Genomic DNA, 22,103 nt, shown 5'->3' with positions numbered 1-22,103 from the left:
CCGCTTCGAACAGCTCAACACAGATGCAGCTGTCGACAGATCCAAAACACCATCGTGAATCTGAGACAGAACTTCGATCCGGTTTAACTCCCGCGTACTCATCATGACCCAACCCATGCCAACCCTCTAAACGCCCAGTTAAAACATCGCTCAAAGACGGGAAGTGTGACATTTTTGAATTGCAAAAAGTGAGACATTTAGGCATGGCGCCTACACACATAAATCGCAGAATCTATCTTATGGAATTTATTTTCTGCTGGTTCGCACTTTTTGGAAACGTAAAACGCACTCAGAGAGCAATCTGTTGGATATCGCCAATGACCAACACCCAGCTTCGGATAAAAGAAATGCGAGCTATCTGCATATTTTTCGCAGAACCGAGTGCTTTTCAGCCAGAGACCTTGAAGTGAAGAAATCTACGAGAGCAAGCGGTCGGCAGAAATTTGTTCTCCCCCCATTACTTCCTACAAAAGTAACGGAAATCTCATGCTTTGAATCGTTTCTTTCAAAGCACCCATTTTCCTCATACTTGCCCTAAAACGCGGACCTCAATTCTCGAAAACTCTGTTTTAGCAGTGCTCTATGCGAACCTCATGATGCAGCTTGATCCAACGCTTTACAGATCCGCCAGCGGTTTAATTCAAGCGCACCCAACCCAATGCAATACGCCCGCGACTGCAGATAAACTATTTTAATTTGTGTTATTTTGATTCACTTCAGTGAATTCGCGATTCAATCTGATATTTTTCTGATTCAAAACTGCAAATTCACGATTCAAAGGTCCGAAAATTAGCCCCCAGAGACCTTGCCCACGGCAACCGCGTGGTAGATCTCGAAAGGCAGATTTTTGCCGAAAAATGGTAACGGCGTTCCGCGCTGAATCGATAATGTGATGTCGTGAATCGACAATTCCACTTGATGAAATGCAGTAACACAACTTGAAAAGAGTTACGCCGATTTGCTGCTGACTTGATTCATACGGGTGAGAAGTCCCAGCCCCCAGCTATAAGCTAGTGAGTCACCCAATTCAGCGCGCGCAAAACGATATGAGCATCATATGCAGTGCCTTACTATCACCCATGGCTGTTCTCGATCGTCACTTGTTTACCAAACGATCGTTTACCCCGCGGACAAAGGTCTCAAGCTGTGCCAGGTCGTTGTTATCTGATCACACAAGAGACGAGGCACCTGCCAAATGATCCAAACGAAAACTCAAAATCAGGTTCAGACCGTCGCCAAATACGAGATTGTCGATGCCGCACTTTCAGATCTAAACCGCGTTCGAGCAGACCTCCTCACCCCACACCAAAATGTGACGGAGGCCATTTACGGCCAATTGATCGAAAAAGAAGAAGTGAGCTTGGCAGCTGTTGCAAGGTCTGAAGCCTTGACCCTTGAAGCGGTTATGGAAAAATGCGCTTTGCTCTCGTCCGAACTGGCCCGAACATCCAATCGGCGTTCTGTCCGAATGTTGGCAACCTCTATTGCCTGCGATGTCGAACAGATCTTGAGCAAGTAGGGAGTGCTAACACACTTCCTTTTGACCTCCCCTGCCCGACCGGCTAATCAAGCAGCGTTGCAAATCTGCTTTTCGCAAGGATCTTCGCTTGAAACTTCTCATGACAGGTGCCTCGGGGTTTTTGGGGGCTCAGTTGGTGCCGATGTTGGCGGCTGCCGGGGTTGACCTTGTTTTGGTTGGCCGGGATCCGGCGCGCCTCAAGAGCCTCGCCGAGAATGCCCGATGCGGGTCATATGAGGAGCTGCGGGAGCTGCTTGAAGGTGTGGATGCAGTTATGCATCTGGCGGTGTTGAACAACACGGCTGAAGCGAGCGAGGATGAATTCCGGGCTGCGAATGTGGAGCTGACGCGGACCATCGCGGAAGCGGCGCGCGCAGCCAAGGTGCCGACCTTTATCAATGTTTCCAGTTTTCATGCTCTGGATGATGGTCCTGACACGCCTTATGCCCGCAGCAAGCGCGAGGCAATCCGTGTTCTGAGCGCGATCGACGGCATCAACATCGTCAATCTATTTCTACCCGCTGTTCATGGCGAGCGCTTTGCTGGCAAGCTGGCGGTATTGGAGAAGCTTCCCAAGGGTCTTCGCCGCCCTGCATTTGCGATTTTGTCCGCCTTAGCTCCAACGGTTTCAGTCAAACGGATCGCCGGCACACTGGTCAGCACCGATTTTTTCAAGGCTTCCGACGAGCCCATGTTTCCGGCTGATCCGAAGGAAGAAAACCTAGTCTACCGGCTGGGACGCGGCTTGATCGATTATGGCTTCGCATTATCAGTCATTCTCTTGTTCTGGTGGCTGCTGGCGATCATCTGGGTGCTGGTGAAAACCGGCTCGCCGGGGCCGGGCATCTTTGCACAGGACCGTGTTGGCAAGGGAGGCAAGGTTTTTGTCTGCTACAAGTTCCGCTCCATGGCCAAGGGCACGAAACAGGCTGGCACCCATGAGGTCTCACAAAGCTCTGTCACGCCAATTGGAAACTTTATTCGCAAGACCAAGATCGACGAACTGCCGCAGGTTTGGAACATCCTCAAAGGTGAACTTTCGCTTGTTGGCCCCCGCCCCTGCCTGCCGGTTCAAACGGAGCTGGTCCACGAGCGCACGAAGCGCGGTGTGCTGACCGTCCTTCCCGGCATCACCGGCCTGGCACAAATCAAGGACATAGACATGAGCGATCCCGTGCGCCTTTCCAAAAAAGACGCGGAATACATCGCCCGCCGCGGCCTGCTTCTGGAGCTGAAAATTATTATTGCCACGTTCACAGGCAAAGGCCGCGGGGACCGCGTGGCGAAATAGGCTTTTCCGCTCAAGCTTTAGGCCGTCGAATAGATGGCGCATTTCAGATTGCACCAATCAGCCTCGTTGAGGGCGCCCTGCCCTCCACTATCGCCTTTGATTGAGCAAAGCTCATTCCGCCCTCCAAACCTTAGTCCGGCTTGGGCATGGCGCGCACGATCTGTTCAGCCAAAGCTGCAACGCGGCGCGGTTGGGCACGGCCCGGCGGAAACATCATTTGCAATGGGGTCGGCGGAGGCAAATGCTGTTCAAGTACCGAAACCAAAGTCCCAGACTGTATGTCCTCGGAGATATCCAGCTCCGATTTCAGGACAATTCCGCGTCCAGACAAAGCCCATTTGCGAATAAGCTAGCCGTCATTAACCACATGGCTCCCACGCACAGTGACCCGGACCCGTTTTGGACCCGAGCCAAACTCCCAAATGTTGTCCAAAGTTCCGCCAAAGCGCATGACCAGACAGTTGTGGTTTGCAAGGTCCTCGGGTGTTTGAGGCACGCCATGCTGTTCCAGATAAGCTGTTGCAGCACACACACGGCGCTGGAAATGTCCAAGGCTGCGTACCCGCAACGACGTGTCTGTGACATTACCGAAACGAACCGCGAGGTCGAACCCCTGCCCCACAAGATCGACATACCCGTCCGATAGCGAGAGTTCGATTGAAACAGCCGGGTTCTTCAAAGTGAAGGATGATATGACTTCAGAGATAAGGCCGCGCCCCAGATCAATAGGCGCTGACATGCGAATTGGGCCTGAGAGTGTTTCAGCCCCATGCCGTATCCGAGCGTCAAGATCCGAGACCTCGCTCAGCACCGTCTTCGCGCCCTCCAGCAGCACACGCCCTTCCTCAGTCAAACTGATAGATCGAGTGGTTCGATTGAACAGGACAACGCCGTAATGGCTTTCTAGGGACGCCAGACGCTCAGACACAGTCGTCGTCGACAGCCCTGTTTCACGAGCAGCCGCGACGAGACTGCCCTTTTCGGCAATGACCAAGAAAAGTCGAAGATTGTTGAGTAACATTATCCGAGTATATCGGATTATATTTCCGCATCAAAGCCGTTTATCCGGCCATGTAAGGTCATTAGGTTAGGGTTACGTCATCAAACATAGAGGACCAACACCATGACAAAACTGACCATTGTTGCCAACATCAAAGCGAACCCGGAGAAAATCGAACTGGTGAAAGCCGAGCTCTTGAAGCTCATCGACATCACGCGTGCTGAAGAAGGCTGCATCAACTACGACCTTCATCAAGACAACGAAAATCCCGCTCATTTCATGTTCTACGAAAACTGGGAAAGCAGAGAGCTTTGGCAGGCGCATATGGGCGCACCGCATCTTGCCGCCTACATGGCTGCGACCGAGGGCGCGGTTGATGAATTCACACTGAATGAGATGACGATCATCGGCTAATTGCCTGAACCAAAAGGAGCGCGCCATGAAAGCTGTTGGGTATCTTCAGACCGGACCGATCAATCGAGCCGACGCATTAATCGACTTTGAGGCTGAAAAGCCTGTCCCGTCGGGTCATGATCTGCTGGTGAAGATTGCTGCCATTTCAGTCAATCCGGTGGACACAAAAATCCGGCAGCGGCGCGCACCCCAAAACAGCACACCAGCAATTTTGGGATGGGACGCGGCAGGTGAAGTCGTTACCGTTGGTGAAGCTGCCAGTGGGTTCGCGGTTGGAGACAAGGTCTGGTATGCCGGTGATGTGGGCCGTTCAGGTACGAATGCAGAGTTCCACCTCGTGGATGAACGCATCGTTGGACAGGCCCCCAAGACTTTGTCGTCGTCGGCAGCAGCAGCCCTACCGCTTACAACGCTAACGGCCTATGAAATGCTGTTTGATCGGCTGAACATCACGGATGCCGTTGCCGGCGGGAACAATACACTTCTGATCATTGGAGGTGCAGGGGGAGTTGGTTCTATGGTGATCCAACTTGCGCGCGCGCTTTCCGATGTGACAGTTATTGCAACAGCCTCTCGTCCAGAAACCCGATCCTGGGCAAAGGACCTGGGTGCGCATCACGTGATCAACCACGCCAATCCGCTAGGACCGCAGATCGACGAGCTCGGCATTGGCAGCGTGGATTTTGTATACTCCACAACACACTCGCACCACTATTGTGAGCAAGTTGCACACTTCATGACCCCGCAAGGCCGCTTTGGGCTGATCGACGACCCGGAGACGTTCAACATTATGCCCTTCAAGCAAAAGGCAATCTCGATCCATTGGGAGTTCATGTTCACACGAGCAATGTTCAACACCGCAGACATTGCGCGCCAGGGCGCGATTTTGAACGAAGTCGCGAATTTGATTGATGTTGGTGCCATCAGGTCGACTGTTGCCGAGACCTTTGGCAGCATCAATGCCGCCAATTTGATGAAAGCCCATGCGCTTTTGGAAAGCGGCAGATCCAAAGGCAAGATTGTGCTGGAGGGTTTTTGAGATGACCATCAAGCGGCTGGAGCATGTCAATGTTGTCACCACCAAGCTGAACGAAATGGTGGCTTGGTACGAAGCCATTTTGGGTCTAACGTCCGGTCCGCGCCCAAATTTTCCCTTTTGCGGAGCATGGCTTTATACAGATGAAGTGCCGGTGATCCATCTGGTTGAAAACACCCAACTTGATCGCGTCGGTTCAGAAGCAGCGTTAAAATTGGAACATTTCGCATTTTCCGCAAAGGGTTCGGAAGAATTTGAGCGCAGACTGAACGAGTATGGCGCTCCATTTCAAAAAATCGAAATTCAGGAAACCGGACTGGTTCAGTTCCACATCGCTGATCCAGATGGAAACCACCTGCATGTCGATTTCGTGATAGATGAGTAGCTCCAACCATTCAGTTGTACGCCATGCCGAACACAATAACCAACTCGACCTTTGTTGACAGCTGTCAACTCTTGTCGCGCCGATCCCCTTCCCGCTCCAGCTCCAAAACAACCACCCGATAAAGTGCAGTCAGTTCGCCGCTCTTAAGCGTTGCCCAAATGATGCCCGGATCTGTGCGAAAATATTCGTGAACAATGTGATCGCGCATTCCCGCAATCAAGCGCCATGGTATGTGCGGGTGGCGATACCTAACCTCTTGCGAAACCGCTTTCACCGCTTCGCCTATATCCTGAAGACATGAGCAGACTGCCCGAAACGTCTTTCGGTCCGACTTTGGCGTTGACAAAAAGGTCGGCTCATCCAGTTCCGCAACAAATACACGAAGATCGTCTATTGCGAGCTTGATGTCCTGCAAGCGATGCCCATCCGTGCGCATGCCCTAAAACACCTGAATTTCATCTGAACTCGCCGTCTCCCACACGTGGTCTGCCAGTTGTGAACGCGGTGAAAGGTCCACTTTTCCAGAACACTCCAAAACCTCCTCCAGGACTTGCTTGAAACGCCCAATATCAAACAAGCTCAGTTGTGTTCCTTCCGTTGCCACATAGGAAAGATCAATATCGCTGCTTGCCGTTGCCGATCCCCTGGCAACCGAGCCAAAAAGATAGAGATGGGCAATGCCCTGCTTTTGCAGCTCTTCTTTCTGACTTCGCAGCCGCGCAATAATGTCAGTCGCCGAAAGTGTTTGAGCGCCTTCGCCGGCCACATAGTCATTCACAAGCTTTTGGAGAAGATCCTGCACCTTTGCGCCACGTTCTGCCGCCAGCGCCTTAAAGCGATTTTTCAGCGCAACCGGCACCCGTGCCGATAAATAGGCCGTTTGCTGTTCGGGTTTAGATGGTTGAAGACTGGGCATGGAAAAGCTCCGCCGATATGTGTATTTGTGCACAATATCACAAATATGCATCCATTTCGATAGGTGTACGCTCTGCGTACAATAGCCTTAGGACTGATACAGCTGTGGCAAATTAATCTGTTATGGTGAGGATTGGGGACACAAGCGAAAAGGTACTGCTCAGATAGCGGTAGATCACCCAATAGCCAAAGTTGACAGCTGCCAACGTCCACTCCCCGTTAAAGCGAACTAAAAATCGGGTCCTCACATGCGAAAGACACTTCTATTTTCAAGCGCGGGAGTGCTCGCCAGTTTCGTAAGTGCTTATCTTGCGTCCTTATTGGCCGCGCTTCTGCTTCCACCAGACCCGATCACTCAGGCCGTGTTGGTTTTGCCCCTGTTCACCACCGGCGCGGCGAGTATGACTGCTTGGATCGCAGGGCGGCTCAATCTGACATCCAAAGGGCGCACACCGACCGAAGCACTCGTTCTATTTGCCTTACTTCTGGCCGGGAGCCTCGGTCTCTTTAAGACTTTCTGCCTGACTGAGCATTCCTGAGCCCCTAAAGGGAGGACCACACCCTTGCAGCAAGATAAAGAGTATTTCCGAGGGCAATGGTCGCAGCAGCAAAATTCAGAGAACTAACACAGAGGTGCTGGACACGACTTCCTTTCAACAGAACAACAAGCCCCATAAGACCAGCCAAAATCGCAGCGCAAAAAAGCAAAAACAACAGTCTGCCTAATTCAAAATAGAACAAAACCCCGAATGCTTGGGTCTCCGTGAAGTCCGGCGAAATATAAAGCCAACCAGCCGCGAGCACTGCGAGAATGATCTGAATTCCGAGGCCGCAATACAAACTTCGTTGGTGTTGTTTTGTGTTCGAAAACAACACGCTTGCAGAAATCAGCCAAACAAAACAGGACAAAGAGAACATCGAAGAATGCCCCTGTAACATCAACTCCGTCGACTGGAGGCCAATCATCAATATCTAACTCAGATTGGGTCGTTGGACTCTGGGGCAACCCGAATTCTCCTTCATCCGTGATCCGGAAGGCAATGTTCTGGAGCATAAAAAGGTATAGCCTGCGCCTTACCGATTGAGCAAAGACTCCACCATTGGCCGCAGGCGGAGTTTTCCGGTGCTTGCGCGGTCCGTCAAGCTGCGCAGATAGCCGCCGGGAGTTTTGATCTCCCCTGCCCGCTCGATCAGATAAGCCAGAACTACAATTGCGCCGCCCTGCCCCATGGCTTCCACCGCTTCATGCCAGGCGTTTTTTGAAATGCCGAGCATCGGTCGGGCGAGATTCGCTGCCTTCCGTGCATCCGCCCAAGAGTTCAGACCGTCCAGCGCATATTCTGGAAACTCCCGACAGGCTTCCTTCAATTCGCTCAGTCGGATGGATTCCGTTTCGGTTCGGTCAAAATCTCTGCTGCCCTCCGCTACATTTTTTTCTTTGTTAGGTTCAAATGAGGTATCTGTTTTTGAATTCTGAATGTGGCGCTCATTTTGAGCGGCATTGCCTTTATTTTTTTTATTTTTCGAACTAATTTCAGGGCTTTGCTGCAGATCAGAAATCTCTTCTCCCGTCTCCAGATCCTCTTCCCTCATCCCCGCCAGGAACGCGCTTTCGACTTCAACACGCAGGCTCACCAGCCGTTGGCACCTGTCACGGGTCTCCTGAAGCGAGGCGTGACGGGACACGCGTCCAGAAAGATCCTTCAGGCGGTTTGTAAAGCCAAACCATTGATCAGAGTCGTCTTGCGCGATGCCGTCCTCGTACGCAGCCTCGATCATTTTGGAAATGTCGCGCAAATGCAGGGTAACCTCGCCGCGCGCCTTGCGCAGCTCCAGCGCCAGATGACGCGCTTTTTCCGCCTCTTCAAAGACGTCCGGGGCCATCAGGGCCGATGGGGCAAGATTGAAGCCAAAAGCCTCTTCCACCAGACCGCCCTGCCCCTTGCGCGCAAAGCGCTTGCCGTTCGGGCTGTCCTTACGCAGTAGAAATCCGGCCTTGATGAGGGTCGCCACGTGTCGGCGCAGCGTTGGTTCGGACATACCGCGGGCCCTCAAGCTAAGCTCCCGGTTCGACGGAAAGACGATTATGTCTTCTGTGCCGTCCAATTCCTTTTCTTGGTGAAAGCTCATCAAGGCCTCAAGAACGGCAATGGCACGATCGGTCAAGGCAAAGGCGGCCTTGGCTTCGGTCAGGGCGCGCAGAAATTGCCACTTATCCACTTTTCCGGTGATGTTGCTGCCGTCTTTCAACGCTGCGCGCCGGTCGTTCAAGGATTTCTGCGCCTTGAACAAGGCAATAGAAAACCGTCCGCCGCCAAAAGGCGTCGTTCCAAGGGAATTTGTTGTCTCCATGACCGTTCAAACGGCAATAGAAAGGATTCCCCTGACCTCAATTGAGACCGGGCAGTCTTGACATTTTTTCGCGGAAGTGATTCTCTGAGATTGCTACATACAAAGAGGGCTTCCGGGGCGATCTGCTTTGGGGGCCTTTTTGTTGCCTGTCTCCTTTCTCCTTTGGTTTTCAATTTCTGGTGCGGATGCACCGTTCAAAGTTGACAGCTGTCAACTCGACTTCTTTGGCGCCTTTCGCTCAGCCTCATAGGCTTCCAGCAGGTCCGGCAACCGGTTGGCGACAAACTGGGTAAAGTCTTTCGGTACGGATTTTGCCAGGCGGATAGCTGTTCCCTTGACCTCAGCCATTGGAACGCCCGCCCGACTGTTCACCACATCGCCAGACGGCTTTTTGCTGCGCCGGTTTAGCAACCGCGCATGCAAACGCTTGAACCGTGTGTCGGAACCTGAGGCCAGAAACGACTCCGACATGATTTCATCCTGAGCGATAACTTCTGCAGCTTCCCCGTCAATCAGCTCGGCCAGCTCCAGCCAACGCGGCCGTCCGGCCTTGGGCGCCGGACCAATAGCCCGTGCAATAGGGTAGGGGACCTTGTCAGCCACCTGCAACAAACGGGTCATCTCAGTTTTATGGATGGACAGCGCTTCCTGGATCATCGCGCGGGAAATGCCATGCTCAATCAGGGATCGAGCGAAGAAAGCCCGCTCTATGAAGGAAAGATCCCGCCGTTCAGAGTTTTCTTTGCCCTGCGCCAGGATCAACGCGTCGTCGGACAAATCCCGCACAATGGCGCGAACCTTAAGCCCGAGTTCGCGGGCCGCTCGGATCCGCCGGTGACCATAGGCGGCCTGATACCATCCCTCGGCCGCCTTGGTTGGGTCCGCATGGCGGCGCACCATCACCGGCACTTGCTGGCCGCGCGTCTTCAGGCTTTCCACCAGCTCCGCAAACCCGTCATCCAGATTTGCTTCCAGCGTGATGCGGTCGGCAACCGGGGAGGGCTCGATGTGGTTCGGCTCCAGTTCGACAATCCGCTCGCCGGTTTGCTCTTGCAGCTCCTCCGCCATTTGCCCGAGTGACAACCCCATGGCTTTCACCGCACCGGAGGCGGAGCGGGATCGGCCGGCATCAGCTGGAGCCGGGGAGGGGCCGGTTTTAGGGCTGGACCTTTTCTCATAGGCCGCCGCTTGTGGCTTGCCCGGTGCCTTGGCGGATTTCGTTTCCAAATCCTTCGGCAGGTCCGGTGCCTCCGTTCCCGTAAACAACGCCTTCAAACGATCCTTGCGTTTTGTCATGCCAACATCCCCCAAACATGTCCGGTCCGGTCAAACCGCTCCAGTATACGGGCAAGGGAGGGGGGTGTGCATAACTTTCCTGATAAGATTAACAGCGTCATTTTTTACGCCCCCAAGCTTCGAGCATCAGGGTCTCGATTTCCGCGTTGACAGTTGTCAGCGCTTCCATCGCCCGGTCATAGGTCGCCCGGGTGAAGTTTTCCCGGCCCACTTCATAGAGCGTCTGTTTGGTGAGGCCAGCATCAGAAATTGCGGTCGATTTCACCATCGGCGCTGTCAAAACCCGCTCGCCAAATTGGGCGCGCAAAAAGCCTGCAATCTGGGTTTGGGGTCCGTCTTGTGGTTCAAACCGGGTGACGAGATAGCGCAGAAAGTCGAAGTTCAGCGTACCGCCCGCTTCGCGCACAACTGACAACAAATCAGAGGTCATGAACAGGAATTGGCTCATGGAGGCCACATCCAGCATCTGCGGGTGGACCGTCACGATCACGGACGTTGCCGCGCACAGCGCCCCGAGCGTCAGATAGCCAAGCTGCGGCGGACAATCGAGAACGACAACATCATAATTGTCTTCAACAGATCGCAGCGCCGCCTGAACCCGGGCGAAAAACAATTCGCTCGGGTCCGATCCAGCTGGTCGGCTCGCCAGATATTGCGGTGTGGTGTGTTCAAACTCCTGGAGCTCCAGATTTCCGGGCACCAGATCAAGGCCATCAACATAGGTTTTGCGGATAACGTCCGACAAGGTGACACGTTCATCATCATAGCGAATGGCGCCATAAATCGTGTCATTGCCGGTCAGGTCCAGCTCGGGCTGATAGCCAAAAAGCGACGACATGGAGGCCTGCGGATCGAGATCAACGGCCAGCACGCGGTAGCCACGGATCGCCAGATACTGTGCCAGATGAGTTGAGGTGGTCGTCTTGCCCGATCCGCCCTTGAAGTTCGTCACAGCCAAGATCTGGCAATGTTCGCTGCGCTCCGGATCCCTGTGGCGAACATAGGCCCGCGCCTTGGCGCTGCCCGGTTCGTGTTGAGAGGCCAAATGAACCCGAAGGGCATTGATATCGGACAGGGTGTAACTGCGCCGCCCGCGCTCATCCGTGGCAGGGGAGGGGCCGTCACCAGACAGGGCCAGCTGGCGCAAATACCCATCGGACACACCAATCAGCTTTGCCGCTTCGCCAGAGGTAAAAGACCGCATGGTCTTCATATTTGCCGGGGGGAACAGGCGGGTACGCAGTTCGCTCAGCTGTTCAGACAGCTGTGCTGCGTCCCGGGCAATCTGTTCGTCAGCGGCCATTCTTTGTGTCATTCCTTGAGCCAAATCTGTTCATTACGGCTTCTGCCTTGCGACGGACGCGGGAATGGGAAGCCCCATCTTTTGCCCATCAAAAATACAATTGGCGCGCACAATGACCAGATTCGCAATCTGCAGCAATTCTGATCAACGGGCCGGACCGAAAACAACGGTGGGAAAGTCGAGTTACGGCAAACCAGCCCCAACGCGCCTATTTAGCGTAAATTACGAATGAAAATGTGAGTCGCGTCAAGGAATTTAAGGTAAATGAAAGGTTAACGTCTCTGATCAACCCCATTGCGTGAAAACGACGCGAAAGGATTTCAAAGAATTTCTTCTAGCAGATTGGCCGTTTCCGGCAGGTGTATCAGACTCGCGGCTATCCGCTGGCGCCAGGCAGGTCCCGCTTCCAGTGCGACCTGATAGGCCTCGGCAAGGTCCTCGGGGCGGGTTTCGGTCAACGCCTTAATCAGAAAGGCCGCCTGCGCGCGGTCTTTGTGCGCCTTGATCGCATCCGGCCCGCCCTGACGGCGGTCAGCAATAATGAGCTTGTGTATGGCATAGCGTTCTGGCCGGGGAATTTGAACCAACACACCGGAGCGATAAAGAAACGGCACGCGGATCGGCTCCGCGATGAGATAATTGAGAAAATGCAGACTTTGTGCGTTGACCCCGAGGGACGGCAGATCGCGGATTGCCTCGTCCTCCTCAAAGGAGGGGGTCAGGAACTCCACGAGGGTTTGCCGGTTCGTGTGCCGCCATCGCCAGGTTTTGCCGCTTTCCAGTGCGGGGAGGGGGTCGAATTGAAGCTCTGAAAATGTTTCCGCAAGTGGCGGCTCGACCGTATCGGCGAGCGCAAGGGACAGGCGCTCGAAACTGGCAATATCGATGTCATCCGTCGCGGCCGATTGATCAAAGCTGATCCGGACGCCAAGTTCGCCTTCATAACAGCGGAAAGCATGCGTACCGACAATCGTGCCACCAAGGCGGAACACACCGGCTTTGGCCATGGCTGCAACCACCTGACCTGAGCCGACATCGGCAAAGAGATAGCCCTCGGCCCGGAGCACCCGCATCAGCCGCGCCCGTTCGCGCTCGGCCTGCTTCGCCGCCTTGGCAATCTCCGCCTGACGCTCCAGACGGCCCCGAAGCTCTGGCGCATCCTCACCAATATAGCGATCAATCGTCCGATTTCCGACGCGAAAGTGGTCATACCAGTAGGTCTTGGCCCCAACCGTCTTCTGCCTTGGTGTTCCGCGCAAGCCAGAAACCGAACCATCAATTAGCAAACGCCGCAGGTCCGTCCAGGCCGCTGTTCCAATCGCGCTGTGATACTCGATGGGCATGCCTTACCCCACATGGATTTTATCGTGGGGTAAAATTAACATACAAACTACCCCACAAAAAGCGTTTCGTGGGGTAGTCAGCATATAACGCAAAACCACACGTGTACACACTTCACGTTGCTAACGAAGACAAATTGCATTTCGTCAGCTATGGTGCTAGGCGCAAAACGTAAGAAGTTTCCAGTTTTTCAGCTAAACTCTATGACCCTTTTGAACAAACGTCTCATTGCTGTTCTGCATGATGCATTAATGTCGGGGCTTGCTCTCGCGCTGGCCATCGCTGCTCGCTATGGTTTTAACAATCTCCCACCGACCGAAAAATACATGGGGTGGGTAGGTCTCTTTGTCATTATCTCGCTGATAGTATTCAAGCTCTCCGGACTTGGCCGCGGCCTCTGGCGGTTTGCTTCTCTTGCAGATCTACGCGCGATTGTAATTGCCGCCACAGCAACCATTTCTGTGTTTGTCATTTGCTTGTTTCTGATTTCGCGGTTGGACGGCCTGCCAAGGTCTGTACCGTTCATCACCTGGTTCATGATGATCGTGATGATCGGCGCACCTAGATTGGCATACCGTGCCCTACGTGACGGCAGCCTCAAACGTGTAGCAAATATTCAGAAGCCCGATACAGACATACAACATGTCCTGCTCGCCGGGCGGGTGGGCGACGCAGAGCACGTCATTCGCACCTATCAGCTGGAAACTACCGGTCGCTACAAGGTCCATGGATTGATCTGCACGGACAAAAAGAGAGGTGGGCACAGCATTCGCGGCATTCCCATCTTGGGGGACGTTGCCGATCTGAAAAACCTTGTCGAGCGTCTTCAACGGACAGACATTGCGCCTGACGCTATCCTGTCGGTCAGCAGTCGCCCACCCTCAGATTTCACCAAAATCCTGACCTCCGCAGCCGCAGATCTTGGAATACCAATTAAGCGAGCGACTCCGCGTCCACTTGACCTATCTGAACCGGATTTTTCAGAGCTCACCATTGACGACCTTTTAGGCCGTCCACCGGTTAAACTTGACCGCAGCAAGATGAACAACCTCATTTCCGGACGCGTCATCATTATCACCGGGGCTGGGGGCAGCATCGGCTCTGAGGTTGTCCGCCAAGTGCTCAAATATGCGCCCTCCCGGCTGGTTCTTATCGAGAATTCGGAATTTGCCCTCTACAATATAGATCAGGAACTCGGACTGACCGCACCTACACTCTCCAAACGACCCGTCCTCGCGGATGTACGAGATCGCGACCGGATCATGGAGATTGTGAGCACGGAAAAGCCCTCAATCATCTTCCACGCAGCAGCGCTCAAGCATGTGCCGCTCATGGAAGAAAACCCACTGGAAGCCATTCAGACCAATGTGCTCGGCACGCGCAACGTGGCAGATGCGGCGGCGGCCCACAGCGTCGATGGGTTTGTCCTGATTTCAACCGACAAGGCGGTCAAACCGACCAGCATCATGGGAGCAACCAAGCGGGCTGCAGAGGCCTATTGTCAAGCCCTTGATGTCTCCGGCACCCATACACGTTTCATTACAGTGCGCTTCGGCAATGTGTTGGGGTCAAATGGCTCCGTGATCCCGCTGTTCCGTAAGCAGATCGAAGCCGGTGGTCCGGTGACCATTACCCACAAGGACATGCGCCGCTACTTCATGACCATCCCGGAAGCCTCTGAGCTGGTCTTACAGGCAGCAGCCTTCAGCGTCGACAATTCCAACCAGCGCGGGCGGATTTATGTTCTGGATATGGGCGATCCGGTCAAGATCGTCGACCTCGCCAAAATTCTCATTTCGCTCGCGGGTCTCAGACCCGAGAAGGACATCAAGATCAAATTCACAGGACTTCGCCCTGGAGAAAAGTTGTTCGAGGAACTATTCGAAGCTGATGAAGACAACCAGCCCTCCGGCGCTGATGGCGTCATCGTCGCGACAGCCAATCTGTTACCTCTAGATAAAATGAGCCAAAAAATCGAAGATTTGGGTAAGTCCGTGAAATTAGGCTCAAATGACCTTTGCATTTTGAAGTTGGGGGAAATTGTACCGAGCCTGCATAAAGATAGCATGGATCTGAAAGCAGCACCCTTTAAATGAACTCAAACAGACCTCAAAGTTTGGTGTGCCCCCATTGGGTGGTCCGGATTGATTGTTAGTGCACCGTCGGTCTCTGGTCTATCGGAACGATGCTTTCTGGCGCTGGGGACGACATCCCAAGGCGCTGCGCGGCCTGGCGGTGTTGTGGTGAATGCGCCACTTCTCAATAAGGATTTGTGCCTCTCGTAGGCTGTGGAACAGCTCACCGTTTAACAGCTCGTCTCTGAACCGTGCATTGAAGCTCTCGCAATACCCGTTCTCCCAGGGCGAACCTGGTTCGATGTTGGCTGTCTTGGCCCCAACGGCGGCGATCCAGTCGCGTACTTTCTCGGCAATAAACTCAGGGCCATAACACTCTCGGAATGGTGCTGATTTAGCGGCTATGATTGCCTGCGCAGCCCTCAAATAGCGCAGCAGGTGATCATAGCCGGGCGTCAGATCCCTACAGTGGTTTTGCAACAAGCCACACCGCAAGAAAGACCGACTATGACCGATGCCACTGTTGCACAAACAGAGCCTGTTTTGGTTGCGATCGACATCGCAAAAGCTCGCCATGAAGTTTTAATCGTTATTCCGGGTAAAAAACGCCGCCGCCGTCTGACTGTGCTGAACCAACTCGACGACTTTAACCGATTGATTGCGGCGCTCTCGGATTATGGTCGTCCTGTGCGCGCGGTTTTTGAAGCAACGGGCAATTACCATAGGGCCCTAGCGTACAGGCTCAGGGACGCCGGTTTCGAAGTCAAGTTGGTGTCATCAGTTGCTTTGGCCCGCACCCGGGAGGCTTTGAACAACAGTTGGGACAAGAATGATCCAAAGGATGCGCAAGTCATCCTGCATATGATGCATATAGGGAACGAGCAATTCTACCACGACCCCATGCTGTGCGGCACGAACGATCTTCAGGAACTTTCCAAGACCCACGACATTGTCTCTCGCTCGAAGACTGAGTTGTGGCATCGCATCCTGACCCATTATCTGCCGCTATATTGGCCTGAGGCCGAACGATTTCACCGCAGTTCGCGCAGTGACTGGTTCTTTGCCTTTCTCGATCGCTATCCTTCGCCGCATTTTATCTCTGCCATGGACCAAGAGGCCTTCATTGCTGATGCCTGGGAGGTTATTGGGCGCAAAGTCTCAAAAGAGCGTTTTCTTGCAGATATTTATAAGACTGCCAACACCTCCGTCTGCTTATCGATTACCCGCAGATTCTGCGACCTTGAAGAAGTTGAAGCATTCTTCAACGGTGAAGAGATTGCAGGCATAACTGGCGGCTTTCCATAGGTCTTCGTATGTTCTGCCAGCCGCTTTACAGATCAGCGAATTGAGCTTCGAAAAGGCCATCTCGATAGGGTTCAGGTCGGGTGAACATGGCGGCAGGAACAGGAACCATGCCCCGCGGTCGCGCAGAATTTGGGCAGCGCGCGGGCTCTTGTGGCTGGACAGGTTATCCAGGATTACCACGTCGCCATTTTGCAGCGTCGGTGCGAGCTGGGTTTCCACATAGGTGGCCCAAGAGGCCCGAGCGTGCACATTTGGGCGTTTTGCGGAACAAAGGGTGGTCGCTTGAATTGTTGACCTCTTTATGGAAGTGCCAGAAATTGCGCTTTCTCTGGAGGATTTGTGCATTGGACTTCGAAGATATTTCAGTGTGGAGCCTGTCCTTTTCGGACCTTGAGTTTGTTCATGGCTACCGGCATCAGACGCGGATTGGCGTTGCGGCTCAGCTGTTGTTTTTCCGCTGCAATGGCTACTTCCCGTCCACATTGGCTGAGATTGCGCAGGATGCCCTCGACTATGTTTGCGATCAGACCGGAGAACCGGCGGCGCTTGCAGGTTCTTACAAGCTGGCCGGCGACATAGCCCGCCGCCACCGTTTGCAAATTCTTCGTTTCCTTGGCTTTCGGCGCGCTGGGGAGGGGGAGAAGGCTGCGCTTTGCGAGTATCTGTCGGAGATTGCCAGATCAGTTGGCGCCAATTCGGCCGAGCTTGCAGAAAAGGGCTACGCATGGGCTCTGCAAAACAAAGTTTTCATCCCCTCCCGAGCAATCATGGAGCGTTTGACGCGCTCCGCGCTGCACGCATTTTCCGAACGATTGCTCGATGAGATTTGTGGTCGTATGCCAGTGGAAACACGCCTTGCACTGGAGGCGAGCCTGTCCGACCCGCGCGGGCAGCAGGGATTTCTGCGGTTGAAGGAGGATGTCGGTGCCGCCACGCTGGACAATGTACTCGATGCAGCCAGCCGGCTGGAATTCGTGCAGTCTCTGGTTTTGCCATTTGAAGTCGTCGCCTCGATCCATCCGTCCTGGATCAAAATACTGGTGCGCCGCGTCGAAGGCGAGACCGCCGCGGAAATGCGCCGGCACGGCGAGACGAAACGGCTTGGCCTGCTGGCCATATATGTAATGTCGCGCCGAGCTCAGTTGCTGGACGGTCTGGTGGATTTGCTGATTGAGCTGGTTCACAGGATAGGCACAAAGTCGCGTCGAAAGGTGGTCAACCGGATTGCAGCCGATATTGAGAAGGTGCATGGCAAGGAACGCCTTCTCGTGGACATCGCAACAGCAGCGATGGAGACACCGGAAGGCAAGGTGGCCGATGTCATCTTTCCGGTCGCCGGAGCTGCACGTCTAAAGGCGATCATTGAGGAGCACGGGGCGAAGGGAACGTTGGACACTCGTATCCAGACGGTGATGCGGGGCTCCTATGCCAATCACTACCGGCGCATGTTGCCGCCACTCTTGTCCGTACTGGAGTTCCGGTCCAACAACGAGACGTGGCGGCCGATCCTTGAGGCACTGTCTCTGGTCAGTCGTCTGAATGAAGACGGTCGCCGGTTTGCCCCGGTCGCGTTCGCGCCGGAAGGATCGATCCCGGCCAAATGGCGGAAAACCGTGATCGACGAGCGTGGCCGCTTGAATGTCATCTCTTATGAGCTTTGTGTCCTGACCCAACTGCGGGAGCGCATTCGCGCCAAGGAAATCTGGATTGCCGGGTCCGACCGATACCGCAACCCGGATGAGGATCTACCCGGAGATTTTGCGGAGCAGCGCGATGCCTATTATTCCGGCCTGAACCTGACCCGCGATGCCCATAGCTTTGTCCGATCGGTGCGGGATCAGCTGGAACAGGAACTTCTCCAGTTAAACGCGACCCTGCCGTCCAATGACAAGGTCCGGCTGCGCTGGCATGGGAAGAACAGGATCTGCATCACACCCTTCGAGCCACTGCCGGAACCGAAGGGGCTGCTGGCCCTGAAATCGGAGATCAACCGCCGCTGGCCGATGACGGGCCTTCTCGACACTTTGAAGGAAACGGCCCTTGAGACCGGCTTTCTCGATGCGTTCGAGACCTCGGCCAGCCGGGAAGCTCTGCCGCAAGCTGTTCGTGATCGACGCTTGTTGCTGTGTCTCTATGGTCTCGGCACGAATGCGGGCTTGAAACGCATTGCAGCCGGTGTTCCGAACATATCCTACGACGAACTGAAGCATGTCAGCCGCCGCTATCTCGATGGGCCCTCCCTGCGGGCAGCTTGTGCCAGGGTTGCCAACGCTACGCTCGCGGTGCGCAATCCTCTGATCTGGGGCGAAGCCGGAACAGCCTGCGCATCGGATTCCACCAAGTTCGGAGCTTGGGACCGGAACCTGATGAGCGAGTGGCATGCCCGGTATGGCGGTCGTGGAGTGATGATCTACTGGCATGTTGAACGGGAATCGACCTGTGTCTATTCCCGCCTGAAGCGTTGTTCTTCGTCCGAGGTTGCCTCAATGATCGAAGGTGTCTTGCGGCATTGCACCGACATGGAAATCCAGCGTCATTATGTGGACAGCCACGGCCAGAGTGTTGTCGGCTTTGCCTTCTGTTATTTGCTCGGTTTTGACCTGGCACCGCGGCTGAAAGCGATCGCGCGCCAGAAACTGGCAATACCTTTTGCGGACATGCGCGGCAAACTGCCCAATCTCCTACCGATCTTATCGAAGCCGATCGATTGGGATGAGATCGAGCGTCAGTACGATGAAATGGTCAAGTATGCGGCGGCCATGCAGACCGGCACGGCCGATCCTGAAGCGATCTTGCGCCGCTTCGCCCGCTCGGACGTGATGCACCCGACCTATAAGGCTTTGGCGGAACTCGGCCGAGCGATCAAGACGATCTTCCTATGCCGCTATCTTCGTTCAGAAGATTTTCGCAGGGAAATCCATGACGGTCTGAACGTGGTTGAGAACTGGAACAGCACCAACAGCTTTGTGTTCTTCGGAAAGGGCGGTGAGATTGCCAGCAACCGGATTGCCGATCAGGAGCTTTCCGCCCATGCACTGCATCTTCTCCAAGCCTCCATGGTATATGTGAACACCCGTATGTTGCAGAGCGTTCTGACGGAGCCGGCATGGTTTGCTCGGCTTTCTGCAGACGGCGATTGTCGCCTGTCGCCAACCATCCATTCCCACATCAACCCTTATGGCCGCTTCGACGTCGATCTGGATAAACGGATCGACTTTGAACTCATGGCTGCTTAATCGGAGACGGAAATGCCAACGTCAAAGAAGCCTCGCAAACAACGCTCAACCGTTCGAACGGCGTCGGATCTGTCAGTGTTTCCGGATCCGAGATCTCTCCGGCCGTCTTCCGCCGAATACAAGAGCGCGGTCAACGATGAGACGCTTTGGCAGGCACAGGAGCTTGTCTATGATTCCTGGGAAACGTCAGACGGCCGCAGCCGATTTGCTCTGGCCCGGCAGGCACTGAAACTATCGGTGTTTTGCGCCGATGCGTGGCTCACCCTTGCAGAACGGCCTTCTTTGTCCAGCAGCGAACGGCGGCAGATGATTGAACGTGCTGTAGCCGCAGGAGAACTCGCATTGGGAGAAGGCGGACTAAAGGAAAACGAGGGACACTTCTGGGGTGTCCTGGAAACTCGGCCATACATGCGAGCCCGCGGAGAACTTGGAGAAGTTCTCTGGGAGGCCGGAGAGAAAGAGGCAGCGATCCAGAACTATAGGGAAATGCTTATTCTGAACCCCGGCGATAACCAAGGTATTCGCTACATCCTGGCGGCGAATCTCCTCGAAATGGGCAAGATGGACATGTTGAAATCGCTCATGGAACAGTGCGCCGACGAGTATTCGCCGGAAATCCAGTATACGCGGGCATTGATCGCCTATTTTGAAGAGGCGGAAAATGCGAAGGAAATCGCCGGGCATGCCTTTGAAACCAACCGCCATGTTCCAGGTATGCTCTCCGGTCGCGTGCCAACTGTTCCCGTCGGCGACTATGTGACCTTGGGTGGCAAGGACCAGGCATCGAGCTATGTTGATGCCAATGGCACAGCGTGGAGACAAATTCCCGGTGCCGTTGAATGGCTGGATGAAATCACATCTTCAGTTGAGGTCTCTTGACGTCATTATGGGTATACCCACAGAGCCAAGCCTCATGAACACTCAACCTGACGTGAAAGGTGTTCATTATGAGTCTGTTTCGTGTTAATAAACACAAATAGATTCGGGCACACTCAAAATGAACACTTCTCAATCCAAAATCGGATATGCGCGCACATCGACGACTGACCAGAACCTTGATGCGCAGATGACAGCGCTGAAGGCCGCCGGATGCGGCATGGTGAGGGCGGAACAAAAGAGCGGTGCCAATCTTGATGGCCGGCCGGAGCTGAAAACCATTCTTGACTTCATCCACCCCGGCGAAACCCTTGTGGTGACGCGCATCGATCGGTTGGCCCGGTCTTTGAGTGACTTGCAGACCATCGTTGCTCGTTTGAAGGAAAAAGGGGCCCATCTGGCTGCGACCGAGCAACCGGTGGACACGTCAACAGCTGCTGGCAAAGCTTTCTTCGACATGTTGGGCGTGTTCGCGGAATTCGAAACCAACTTGCGCCGCGAACGCCAGGCCGAAGGAATTGCAGCTGCGAAACAGCGTGGTGTGTACCGGGGGCGGCCACCCAGAATCAGCATGGCGGAAATACGCGAAAAGCTGTCGGCAGGCTTGTCACCGACCGAGATCGCCCGTGAGTTGGGCATTTCGCGCGGCACTGTCTACAAGGCAAAGAAAGATTTGAAGGATCCGGCATGAGTGGGAACGTTCAGCCTCAAAAGAAGCGACTGAAGAATCTCACGCCTGGGCTTTGCGCAAAGCTGCAAGACGAGATGCGGACTGCCTGCCGGGAAATTGCGGAAAAGCACGGCTTGTGCTTCGCTGACGATGATCTCCACGATGTTAATCTTCGCGTCGGCCTTTCCTACACAATCCGTCTCGGTCTTCCCATGGAAGACGGTTCGTTGTTTGAGCCTGACCGAGAAATGTTCGAAATCCTCGCACCTCAGTATGGGTTGGACCCGTCAGATTTTGGCAAAGAGTTCGATGATCGCGGTGAACGGTTCCGCATCACTGGGCTCGAACCGAAACGGCCGAAATATCCGGTCAATGCCGAGCGCCTCTCGGACCGGCGAAAGTATAAATTCTCATCCGACATCATCAGCGTGCTGTTGGCTAAATCACGCGAATGAAAATGATCCCTGTTTGTTCCTCAAGACGCCCAAATGTGCACGCTCGGGCCTCTTGGGCCTAGGTGTTGAATGTCGCGCGATTCATCGTGCCATCGATGACCCAGGGTGCTGCCAGCCTGTCATGACGCAAGGCCGCGACAAAAGTCTGCGTGCGCCTGTGGCCGAACGGGGCATGATCGACAAGCCTCTCGCCACGCGGGGCCCAGCCGGTGCGCTTGGCCATATTAGTTTTCAGCCAGGTCTCGTCGATGAAGGCAAGGCGCTTCAGCATATGCGCCATGAAAGGCTGACGACGGGTGATCCAGCTATGCCACAGGCACGCAACATCCGCCCGCTTTTGTTCAAGCGCTTGCAGATCTTTTTTTGTGCGTCAGCCCGAGCCGATGAAGCAGGCGTCCGACCGATGAACGATGGACGGTCATCTGCTTCTCATTTGCCAACAGCGCCACCAATTCATCCAAGGTGATTTCGCCCTTTTCTTCCACCTTGGAGCGGATCCAGTCGGCATAGGGCGTCAGTTTGCCAAAGCCGGGATTTCCTTGCCGCTTTGCTGACAGCGAACCGGTCTCACGCTTCAGCTTGACCATGTCGTTGACGAACTTGATCGACACGTCGAACCGCGCCGCTGCCGAGT

At 54.4% G+C, this 22,103-nt stretch carries 21 protein-coding genes and 3 pseudogenes; 12 read left to right on the top strand and 12 right to left on the bottom strand.

The genetic code is table 11. The features are described 5' to 3' along the window. Positions 1–1,195 precede the first annotated feature (1,195 nt). Positions 1,196–1,519 (top strand): hypothetical protein, encoded by a 324-nt coding sequence (locus tag TRICHSKD4_RS02805; protein ID WP_009465889.1) that lies wholly within the window; start codon positions 1,196–1,198, stop codon positions 1,517–1,519. 88 nt (positions 1,520–1,607) lie between these two features. Next, positions 1,608–2,810 (top strand): hybrid nucleoside-diphosphate sugar epimerase/sugar transferase, encoded by a 1,203-nt coding sequence (locus TRICHSKD4_RS28870; RefSeq protein ID WP_208992981.1) that lies wholly within the window; start codon positions 1,608–1,610, stop codon positions 2,808–2,810. A gap of 130 nt (positions 2,811–2,940) precedes the next feature. Here the strand turns inward: TRICHSKD4_RS28870 and TRICHSKD4_RS02795 are convergent. Further along, positions 2,941–3,831, bottom strand: a pseudogene (locus TRICHSKD4_RS02795) (LysR family transcriptional regulator). 102 nt (positions 3,832–3,933) lie between these two features. On the opposite strand from TRICHSKD4_RS02795, the gene TRICHSKD4_RS02790 reads away from it, so the two are divergent. The 3 genes from TRICHSKD4_RS02790 to TRICHSKD4_RS02780 are packed head-to-tail and all read left to right on the top strand — an operon-like array spanning position 3,934 to position 5,645. After that, positions 3,934–4,224, top strand: coding sequence for a putative quinol monooxygenase (locus TRICHSKD4_RS02790; RefSeq protein WP_009465885.1), 291 nt, complete (start codon positions 3,934–3,936; stop codon positions 4,222–4,224). Between the two features lie 25 nt (positions 4,225–4,249). After that, entirely contained in the window at positions 4,250–5,263 is a 1,014-nt protein-coding gene (locus TRICHSKD4_RS02785) for a zinc-binding alcohol dehydrogenase family protein (RefSeq protein WP_009465884.1), read from the top strand. Between the two features lies 1 nt (position 5,264). Continuing rightward, a complete protein-coding gene (locus tag TRICHSKD4_RS02780) occupies positions 5,265–5,645 on the top strand; it encodes a VOC family protein (RefSeq protein WP_009465883.1) in 381 nt (126 codons plus the stop codon). Positions 5,646–5,709: 64 nt separating this feature from the next. Here TRICHSKD4_RS02780 and TRICHSKD4_RS02775 read toward each other — a convergent pair whose 3' ends face one another. Further along, positions 5,710–6,081, bottom strand: a complete 372-nt coding sequence (locus TRICHSKD4_RS02775; RefSeq protein WP_009465882.1) for a DUF86 domain-containing protein — start codon at positions 6,079–6,081, stop codon at positions 5,710–5,712. A 3-nt stretch (positions 6,082–6,084) separates the two neighbouring features. Then, a complete protein-coding gene (locus tag TRICHSKD4_RS02770; protein ID WP_009465881.1) occupies positions 6,085–6,561 on the bottom strand; it encodes a nucleotidyltransferase family protein in 477 nt (158 codons plus the stop codon). 247 nt (positions 6,562–6,808) lie between these two features. Between TRICHSKD4_RS02770 and TRICHSKD4_RS02765 the strand changes: the two genes are divergently transcribed. Then, on the top strand, positions 6,809–7,099 hold the full coding sequence (locus tag TRICHSKD4_RS02765) for a hypothetical protein (protein ID WP_139051941.1): 291 nt from the start codon (positions 6,809–6,811) through the stop codon (positions 7,097–7,099). 4 nt (positions 7,100–7,103) lie between these two features. On the opposite strand, the gene TRICHSKD4_RS02760 is transcribed toward TRICHSKD4_RS02765, so the two are convergent. The 5 genes from TRICHSKD4_RS02760 to TRICHSKD4_RS02740 all read right to left on the bottom strand — a co-directional run bounded on the left by TRICHSKD4_RS02760 (position 7,104) and on the right by TRICHSKD4_RS02740 (position 12,854). Continuing rightward, positions 7,104–7,529 carry a hypothetical protein gene (locus tag TRICHSKD4_RS02760; protein WP_139051940.1) on the bottom strand — a complete coding sequence of 142 codons (426 nt, stop codon included), beginning with the start codon at positions 7,527–7,529 and terminating at the stop codon, positions 7,104–7,106. A gap of 105 nt (positions 7,530–7,634) precedes the next feature. Further along, positions 7,635–8,912 carry a plasmid replication protein RepC gene (gene repC / locus TRICHSKD4_RS02755; protein WP_009465877.1) on the bottom strand — a complete coding sequence of 426 codons (1,278 nt, stop codon included), beginning with the start codon at positions 8,910–8,912 and terminating at the stop codon, positions 7,635–7,637. A gap of 210 nt (positions 8,913–9,122) precedes the next feature. Next, the gene (gene repB, locus TRICHSKD4_RS02750) at positions 9,123–10,208 is read right to left on the bottom strand and encodes a plasmid partitioning protein RepB (RefSeq protein WP_009465875.1); all 1,086 of its coding nucleotides are present in this window, start codon (positions 10,206–10,208) and stop codon (positions 9,123–9,125) included. 97 nt (positions 10,209–10,305) lie between these two features. Beyond that, on the bottom strand, positions 10,306–11,511 hold the full coding sequence (repA, locus tag TRICHSKD4_RS02745; RefSeq protein WP_009465874.1) for a plasmid partitioning protein RepA: 1,206 nt from the start codon (positions 11,509–11,511) through the stop codon (positions 10,306–10,308). Between the two features lie 320 nt (positions 11,512–11,831). Continuing rightward, the gene (locus TRICHSKD4_RS02740; RefSeq protein WP_009465873.1) at positions 11,832–12,854 is read right to left on the bottom strand and encodes a GSU2403 family nucleotidyltransferase fold protein; all 1,023 of its coding nucleotides are present in this window, start codon (positions 12,852–12,854) and stop codon (positions 11,832–11,834) included. Positions 12,855–13,055: 201 nt separating this feature from the next. Between TRICHSKD4_RS02740 and TRICHSKD4_RS02735 the strand changes: the two genes are divergently transcribed. Then, entirely contained in the window at positions 13,056–14,948 is a 1,893-nt protein-coding gene (locus TRICHSKD4_RS02735) for a nucleoside-diphosphate sugar epimerase/dehydratase (protein ID WP_009465872.1), read from the top strand. Positions 14,949–15,003: 55 nt separating this feature from the next. Here TRICHSKD4_RS02735 and TRICHSKD4_RS02730 read toward each other — a convergent pair. Then, positions 15,004–15,296: pseudogene (locus TRICHSKD4_RS02730) on the bottom strand (transposase); the annotation flags it as partial. A gap of 138 nt (positions 15,297–15,434) precedes the next feature. On the opposite strand from TRICHSKD4_RS02730, the pseudogene TRICHSKD4_RS02725 reads away from it, so the two are divergent. After that, a pseudogene (locus TRICHSKD4_RS02725) lies at positions 15,435–16,148 on the top strand (transposase); the annotation flags it as partial. Here the strand turns inward: TRICHSKD4_RS02725 and TRICHSKD4_RS31530 are convergent. Continuing rightward, positions 16,140–16,577: a transposase gene (locus TRICHSKD4_RS31530; protein WP_247642772.1), complete on the bottom strand. Its 438-nt coding sequence runs from the start codon at positions 16,575–16,577 to the stop codon at positions 16,140–16,142. The pseudogene TRICHSKD4_RS02725 and the gene TRICHSKD4_RS31530 sit on opposite strands and share 9 nt — an antisense overlap. Between TRICHSKD4_RS31530 and TRICHSKD4_RS02720 the strand changes: the two genes are divergently transcribed. The 4 genes from TRICHSKD4_RS02720 to TRICHSKD4_RS02705 all read left to right on the top strand — a co-directional run bounded on the left by TRICHSKD4_RS02720 (position 16,577) and on the right by TRICHSKD4_RS02705 (position 21,469). Beyond that, positions 16,577–19,468, top strand: coding sequence for a Tn3 family transposase (locus tag TRICHSKD4_RS02720; RefSeq protein ID WP_009465869.1), 2,892 nt, complete (start codon positions 16,577–16,579; stop codon positions 19,466–19,468). The two genes, TRICHSKD4_RS31530 and TRICHSKD4_RS02720, sit on opposite strands and share 1 nt — an antisense overlap. Before the next feature lie 12 nt (positions 19,469–19,480). Beyond that, positions 19,481–20,347, top strand: a complete 867-nt coding sequence (locus tag TRICHSKD4_RS02715; protein WP_009465868.1) for a lipopolysaccharide assembly protein LapB — start codon at positions 19,481–19,483, stop codon at positions 20,345–20,347. A 118-nt stretch (positions 20,348–20,465) separates the two neighbouring features. After that, complete coding sequence (locus tag TRICHSKD4_RS02710; protein WP_009465867.1) at positions 20,466–21,035, top strand: recombinase family protein; 570 nt, start codon at positions 20,466–20,468, stop codon at positions 21,033–21,035. Continuing rightward, positions 21,032–21,469 (top strand): hypothetical protein, encoded by a 438-nt coding sequence (locus tag TRICHSKD4_RS02705; RefSeq protein ID WP_009465866.1) that lies wholly within the window; start codon positions 21,032–21,034, stop codon positions 21,467–21,469. The genes TRICHSKD4_RS02710 and TRICHSKD4_RS02705 overlap by 4 nt, the downstream gene beginning before the upstream one ends. Before the next feature lie 58 nt (positions 21,470–21,527). On the opposite strand, the gene TRICHSKD4_RS32160 is transcribed toward TRICHSKD4_RS02705, so the two are convergent. Together TRICHSKD4_RS32160 and TRICHSKD4_RS32155 are read right to left on the bottom strand one after the other, a co-directional pair. Continuing rightward, positions 21,528–21,749, bottom strand: a complete 222-nt coding sequence (locus TRICHSKD4_RS32160) for a transposase (RefSeq protein ID WP_009465865.1) — start codon at positions 21,747–21,749, stop codon at positions 21,528–21,530. 61 nt (positions 21,750–21,810) lie between these two features. Next, complete coding sequence (locus TRICHSKD4_RS32155) at positions 21,811–22,080, bottom strand: winged helix-turn-helix domain-containing protein (protein WP_009465864.1); 270 nt, start codon at positions 22,078–22,080, stop codon at positions 21,811–21,813. Positions 22,081–22,103: the final 23 nt, after the last annotated feature.

This window comes from Roseibium sp. TrichSKD4, from assembly GCF_000148725.1.
GTDB lineage: Bacteria > Pseudomonadota > Alphaproteobacteria > Rhizobiales > Stappiaceae > Roseibium.
Note: the sequence above shows the minus strand (reverse complement) of the source record. Positions and strands in the feature narration are given on the sequence as shown.